The 7,349-nt window shown below is 32.9% G+C and carries 6 protein-coding genes; 2 read left to right on the plus strand and 4 right to left on the minus strand.

All coding sequences use genetic code 11. The features are described 5' to 3' along the window. Positions 1-291: 291 nt before the first annotated feature. On the plus strand, positions 292-1,029 hold the full coding sequence (locus JR312_RS05295) for a hypothetical protein (protein WP_416647903.1): 738 nt from the start codon (positions 292-294) through the stop codon (positions 1,027-1,029). Positions 1,030-1,251: 222 nt separating this feature from the next. On the opposite strand, the gene radC is transcribed toward JR312_RS05295, so the two are convergent. Continuing rightward, on the minus strand, positions 1,252-1,932 hold the full coding sequence (radC, locus tag JR312_RS05300; protein ID WP_264330503.1) for a RadC family protein: 681 nt from the start codon (positions 1,930-1,932) through the stop codon (positions 1,252-1,254). Between the two features lie 863 nt (positions 1,933-2,795). On the opposite strand from radC, the gene JR312_RS05305 reads away from it, so the two are divergent. Next, positions 2,796-3,902, plus strand: coding sequence for a D-alanyl-D-alanine carboxypeptidase family protein (locus JR312_RS05305; protein WP_264330504.1), 1,107 nt, complete (start codon positions 2,796-2,798; stop codon positions 3,900-3,902). 32 nt (positions 3,903-3,934) lie between these two features. Here the strand turns inward: JR312_RS05305 and JR312_RS05310 are convergent, their stop codons facing one another. From JR312_RS05310 to JR312_RS05320, 3 genes are all read right to left on the minus strand, one after another. Then, a complete protein-coding gene (locus JR312_RS05310; protein ID WP_416647904.1) occupies positions 3,935-5,275 on the minus strand; it encodes a DNA recombination protein RmuC in 1,341 nt (446 codons plus the stop codon). A 256-nt stretch (positions 5,276-5,531) separates the two neighbouring features. Next, positions 5,532-6,692, minus strand: coding sequence for a porin (locus tag JR312_RS05315; protein WP_416647905.1), 1,161 nt, complete (start codon positions 6,690-6,692; stop codon positions 5,532-5,534). A gap of 100 nt (positions 6,693-6,792) precedes the next feature. Further along, on the minus strand, positions 6,793-7,209 hold the full coding sequence (locus tag JR312_RS05320; RefSeq protein WP_416647906.1) for a hypothetical protein: 417 nt from the start codon (positions 7,207-7,209) through the stop codon (positions 6,793-6,795). Positions 7,210-7,349 lie beyond the last annotated feature (140 nt).

Below are 7,349 nucleotides of genomic sequence, written 5' to 3' on the forward strand. Positions count from 1 at the left end.
ATTTGAATCCTATAGAATACTGTTGGCATACCATCAAAAGCCGCCTCAGACCTCTCATGTATAAATATACAGACTTACAGCTTTTGGTTGGTAATACCATAATGGAACTTTATCATCCATTTTAGAAAATACTATAGTATTTTAAAAAAAATCAATCCAGAAAAAGCCTTCAATGAACTTTCAGTAATAAAAAAACAAGCCGAAGATTTTTTACAAACCGATTTTTATAAGGCGCAGAGCAAACCACTGCCAGGATTTGCTCCATCTGGTGCGCAGCTTTTTGCGGAAACTTTGAAATATATAGAAACACTAGAAAAATTATCAGAAGTTAAAAAGGAAGATTTAACTAAGAGTTTCCTATTAAATTATATTAGTTCACTGAACAAAAAGTATCCTAAATTACAAGGTAAAAGGAAAGATGCTATACGAATACTATCAAGCGATGAGTTGAAGAATTTTTATAATAAAGGTGTAGAGGAAGGAATACTACAACCGCTGGTATCATATAAAGAATGCAGAAATCTGTATGATAAAATGAGCCAAACAAAGAATGAATGTATAATCAAAAAAGAAGAGCAGGAGAAAGCAAGTAAGTCAATAACCAGTATAATTAGTGACATAAAAAAATGTAGAGAAGCAGTCCTTAATTGCAAAAATTTTCAGAGCTCCTACATAAAGGAAAAAGCAGAACACCCATTTAGAGGCACCTCATGTCAAAAAATGATTGATATATATCAAGAGAGAATTGCTGGATATCAGGAAAAAATTCGTCAAAACCTAAACCAAATAAGAGCAATATTAAAAGATACGCCGCAAGATGTGGAAGAATTCGAAGAAATAATCAATTGCGCACATGAAGCAGAGCAGTATGATGAAATTTTTGATTCGGCTTTAATTTGTTTACCGAACATACAGAATAAGCTAGATATTCAACCAGAAAATCCCCTAACAGAACTCAGAGCTTCACAAATTAACTTTGAAATTGAGCTAACTAGGCTCTGTGAACAAAATATTAGAGTAAGCATGTGAGTGCTTCAACAAAATTCAAAAAACCAACAAAGACCTCATAAGTCTTATCAAAACAGGAGATTTCTAATAGTGGCAAATACCATGTATTTCTTTCAATTTGCCACTATTACGCCACCTAAATCACACATTGTCCTCCAGAAGGAAAATTTTTGTTCCACTGGCAACCACCTCATGTATAGCTTTACTTCCATAATAAGAAAAATGGCAAAAGCAATTTTAGATCTACTCTAATAAAAGCCTATTTTCCTTGAAACTAAAATAGCTACTAAATGTGATAATAATGTGATCTATTAATTCTATCCCTACGCTTTTGCAAGCTTCTTTAAGCTGTCTAGTGAGAAACATATCGCTGCTTGAAGGCTGTATATCTCCACTTGGGTGATTGTGGGATATTACAATGGATGTTGAGCCAATCAAAAGAGCGCGCCTTATGATCTCTCTAACGTAAATAGGAGTTTGATCTACTGTACCAAAGTTCTGCAGATCTTCCGCTATTAGACGATATCTTTTATTCATATAGATGACACGAAAATTTTCTTTATTAAGGCTTCCTATACTTACTTTTAAATAATCAAGCAAATTTTCCCAGTTATTGATTATAGGTAGGTCCTTTACTTCTTCTCGTACAGAACGAACAAAAGCCTGTTTCACACAAAAGATAGCAGATATGGCTGCATTATTAACTCCTTTAATATTTTGCAGTGCTTCTAAATCGGCATTAAAAACCTTATTTAAACTACCAAAATTTTCTATCAAACTCTTTGCTACTGGCTTTACATCGATTCTACTATATGCTGAATATAAAATGTGTTCTAAAATCTCATAATCAAGTAATGATTGTCCGTTATCTAAAATAATTCTCTCTCTTAGGCGCTTTCTATGACCTTTTTTGTAATCTTTCATTATTCATGAATTGCTTATCTCTTATAATAAGAAATTGAATTTTTAAGTAAAATATTTAATAAAATACATGAAGCATAATTGTAAATTTTTGAAGACAGCAAATGAAAGTAGCCCCTCTCTTGTCATCTCCTGCTCCCTCCTTCTTGTCATTCAAGTAGCCTCTATCCCAGTGTCCCTTCTATATATCATCCCAGTGCTCCTTCTATGTCATCCGAGTAGCTGACACTGGTTTCTTACCAACAAAAACCTAGCATAACTTTTGTGCTCAAAAAATTTATGGATTCCAGCATCAAGCACTGGAATGACATAGTAGAATGTCATGCAAATAGCCCCTTTGATGTCATTCCAGTGCTTGACACTGGAATCCAAACTTTAATTGTTATACTTGTAAATAACTCTGGTAAGAACAAATGTTCATCTCAAATGCAGTATTTTTGTTGAAATAGCTCAACTGGATCCCAGTGTCAAGCACTGGGATGACACCTCAAATATTAATAAATTTACTAGTTATAAAAAAGGCAAAAAAATCCCCGTGTAACGAGTTTTGACCCTATAATAATGTAAATTGGCGCTGTAATAATGTGCTAACGCTTAAAATAAGCGCGTTTTGGCTGAATGTAGAAAAAATAAAAAAGACATGCAGCCGCTATAATTTTTATGTAATTTGCCAATAAATATCTGAGTTTTTTACTGAATTTTTGTTGTTGAACCCGCGCGGATCGAAAACAAGGATAAATACTCTTATTGTCATAATAAGGGGGCTGGCGCAGTTTGTCAAGGAAGTTTTATGCAAGAGATCTATTGAAATGCTCGTGCAAAATCATACTATTAATTTAGCACATTATAAATTTAAAATTATAAATATGTTAAGCAAATTAGTAACTTTGCTATTAATTTTTATACTCCCTTTTAATTCGTACTCATATCAGTTTAGAACTAAAGCAAAGCAAGCAGTTGTTTTAGATTTAGCTTCAGACTCTTTCATTTTTGACCATAATTCCAGTGAAAAAATGGCCCCATCTTCAATGAGCAAGTTAATGACTTTATATGTGGCCTTCGATTATCTAAAAGCTGGAATAATAAAAATGGAAGATAAATTTCGAGTAAGTAGAAAAGCATGGGAAAGGAAAGGCTCTTCTATGTTTTTGAAAGAAGGTCAATTTGTTACTGTAAAAGAACTGCTTGAAGGAATTACAATTGCCTCAGGTAATGATGCATGCATAGTGCTAGCCGAGGGTATCGCAGGATCAGAAGAGAATTTTGTTGCTGAAATGAATGAAGTTGCACAAGATTTGAATCTTAATGATAGTCATTTTGTTAACTCAAGTGGATGGCCAGATGAAAACCATTTTATGAGCGCAAAAGACTTGGTAACACTGGCAAAAAGAATTTTCACCGATTTTCCTGAATACTATGATCTATTCTCTGAACAATATTTGACATATAACGATATTGTACAAAAAAATAAAAATCTTTTACTTTTCCATGATATTGGAGTTGATGGTCTAAAGACAGGTCATACGAGTGCTGGTGGTTATGGAATTATAGTATCTGCAAAACGGAACGATAGGAGAATTTTTGCTGTTGTGAATGGTTTGGACACCGAGAAAGAGCGAATAGAGGAAGCAAAAAGACTAATACAATATTCCTTAAATCATTTTAATACCAAGAAAATATTTGCTAAGGATAGCGTAGTTGAAGAAATAAATATTGTTTATGGAAAAGATAAAAAGGTGCCCGTTACAGTTGCAAACGATGTTACCATAACTTATAACCGCAGATTACATGATAAAATTAAAGTGCGTATTGAGTATAAAGATATGGTACCCGCACCAATTAAAAAAGGTCAAGAAGTGGGCAAAATTTTTGTAGAAATACCTGGTACTGAGCAAAAAACTATACCTGTTTATGCAGCAAATGATGTGCAGGAATTGAGCTATATAAAAAAAATTTTTAGAAAGTTGTTTTAATCAGCAAATGTAAGTTAAGGAGACCTGAAATACTAATCTACTTTCAACCTCTCAGCATGTAAACTGCGTGGTAAAGATTCCAACTCTTTTGCAGCAGTGAGTTCTTTATTTTTTGCATGTATACCAAGCTTATTGAATTCTCGGGCAGCAGGAAACACTCTTACCTCAAGCGAACCAGCAGTTTTATTGTAATGATCAACAGCACTTTTTAAGCTTCTGCGTAAATTATCAAAATTTTCGCCCATTGTGCAGATTCGCTCATATAAAATATGGCCTAGTTCACTTATTTTCTTTGCATTTTCAGCTATCATCTCTTGCTTCCATCCATAGGCTACTGTCCTAAGTAGCGCAATTAAAGTGATTGGTGTTGCAATAATTACTTTTTTTTCTATTCCAATTTCTATCAAAGCTGGTTCACATTCTAGTGCTGCGCTGAAAACCCCTTCTCCTGTTAAAAAAAGCACCACAAACTCTGGCGTATTTTCAAATTGGTTCCAATATTCCTTTCTGCCTAGATCATTTATATGTTTTTTTATTGCCAGAGAATGATTCTTCAATTTTTCCTTTTGTATCTGTAAATCATTTTGCGACATAGCATCCATGTAAGAATCAAGTGGTACTTTAGCATCTATTATTATTTGCTTTCCTGATGGCATTTTTACTATTAAATCAGGACGCAACAAATTGTCCTCGTTTTTATCAATCACTGAGGCTTGAGTAAAAAAATCGCAATATTCAATCATTCCCGCCATCTCTATCACTCTTTTTAGCTGCATTTCACCCCACTTACCTCTAATGTGAGGTTTCCTCAAGGCGTTAGCAAGGCTAGAAGTTTGGTTCATTAATGCTCCAATTTGCTCCCTTAAACCTTCGTAGGCCCCTACCCTCTCTTTCTCTAGCTCACGTATTTCACTGTCGAATTTTTCTAATTTTTCTTTTATTGGAGTGATAACTTCGTTGATCGTTGCTTGCCTTTTTTTGAAGTCACTTTCTGTTTCTTTTAGCTTATTATCGATCACTTCTTTTGCTAAGTTCAGAAAATTATTATTGTTTACCTGAAGAGCATCAAGAGAAAGTGCTTTAAAAGTGTTCGTAAGCCTCTCCTCTGCTTTTGTTAGTAATTCTATTTCCTTTTTCTTTTCTTCACGCTCTTTCTGAAGAATTACTTGAAGTTCTGCGTTCCTCACTTTCAAATCAACTATTTCCTTATTTTTATCTACTAAAGCCTGTTTTGCCTCTTGAAGTTCATGTTCTACTTTAAGTAAATTCTTCTCAAGATTCTCACTAAATTTTCTGTTCTTTCTTACAACAATATAGAGAAATAGTAGTAAAAAAAGGAAATTCAATACAAAAGCTATAGAATTGAAAAGCATCAGAACACAGAAAAAACCGCACTCACAATACTATCTAATTTTTTTATATATAAAAAAGAAAAAAAGAGCACCTGAAGAGATGCGCTTACTGAAGGGCTTGGTTTGCTAATTAATAACCGTTTTCTCCTACACTTGGATTAGTAACAGAATGTCTTTTTATTGAAAATCTTATGTAATAGTTATTTTTATAATATCAAATATATTAACAACTCAATTTTACTCTCATTACTACAATACTTACATACCAGTTACTTCACTAAAAACTTAGCTTCAATCCGGCCAAAAGCACATACCCGTAGTTGTTATCTTTTACTACAGGTTCCTGAGTACTAAATTTTACAATATCGAAGTAGTATGAAGTGCCAAGAGCTAATGGATATTCAAGACTGAAAGCCTGTGATGTGAATTCGTTTGTACCTTTACCTGCAATATACCTAACACTATTAAAATATGTTAAGCTCACTTTACGAGAATCAGAATGATAAGCAACACCTGAATTTACATAATGCATATTATTTGTTTCAGGACTACGCTTCTCACCAGATTTACCGCCATTACCGTACGAAAAAATGCAATCAAGTTCAAAAAGTTTTAGCTTCAATCCAAAATTCCAGTGTAGTAATTGATTACGGCATTCATAATTTTGAGAAGTACCATCCGAGCAGTCAGTTAAATTTTCCCTTGCAAACTCACCAGCCAAGGCAGTAGTAAAACTTATATCATCTGATAGGCCATTTTCATACGAAAGACCAGCGGCTATTAGATTGTTATATTGTAAATTATTTTTACCTGGAACATAACTAAATCCAAGTTGAAAGTTATAGATTTTAGGAGAGATATAGTTTAACGTTGGTTGTTTTAACTTTAGTTCTAGTCTATTATAGTCGCTATAAATATTAGGCTTGACCCAAAATACCTTATCCTTATCATACCCAGAACCATCATCTTTTTTTTTATTACCGCGCAAATTTGCATAATCTGTCCAATGACCATTTATTCCTCCAGCAGCTGTGTAAATTTTTGAAGTGTTAATTAACATACTCTGACTAACTAAACTTCCTTTACCATATTCAACTGATCCAAACTCCTGGTTCTTTATGATAAAATAGCACTTCTCCATTTCTAATTTTTCTATGTCTAATGCTTTTAGGTTTGCAATAGCAGAAACTCCTGCCTTAACATTAAACCCCATTTGCGTATTGGGATAAACTTGCTGCAAATAAAGAAAGCGCAGGTCTGAATAACTTGAGGTCTTGTCTTTTGTAGAGCTAAAAGAATCTCTGTTGAAAGCGTAACCAAATCTTAAATCTATTTTTCCATCTAGTTCTGCATAAAACATCTCCTTATCCAGAATTACCCTAGCATTGACACTCCCTACCACGAATAATAATGAAAATAGTTTGATCAGTAACCTCATAGTTAAGCTTAAATTTTTAATATAAGCTTAATAGAAATAAAAAACAATTCTTATATTGTGTAGAACTTAGATACTACAAACCAATTAATGACAAAAGCGTTTAAGCATTCTTCACACTATGTTTTTGAATTATATTTCCATAAATAATTGATATACTTGGTAACTTTCGCTTTAGTAACTGCTTATTAATGGTAGAATATATACGACTAATTATTTTAGATGTGTTCTTTGCATCACAGTTAATCAAAATAAAAAGCACCTTATTCTCATCAATAAATCCTAGAAAATCATCACTACGGCAATTTTTATAAAAATGCTCTGTGATCATACTCAATGCATCGTTTATCTCATTAAATTTATTATTGAAGCCTATTATTCCTATAACTGCATTAATTTGATATTCAAAGGCAAAATTCAATATGACATATAACTCCAAAATCGTTGAATCATTGTCTGGTATATCAAACAAGTTGTGTTTTTTATATTTCTTACCCATCAGATATTTATCCCTAAACATTACTATAGTATTTCCTAAAGTAAATGATAAAGGTATAATAAAGTATTTGAGTTATAATGGCATATAGTGTGGATTTAAGGGAAAAGGCAGTATTGATGATAGAAAAAGGTAAGACAAAGGTTGAGGTAGCAGAGCTTATG

The sequence above is a fragment of the Wolbachia endosymbiont of Nasonia giraulti genome, from assembly GCF_048054155.1.
In the GTDB taxonomy this organism is placed as follows: Bacteria; Pseudomonadota; Alphaproteobacteria; order Rickettsiales; family Anaplasmataceae; genus Wolbachia; species Wolbachia pipientis_C.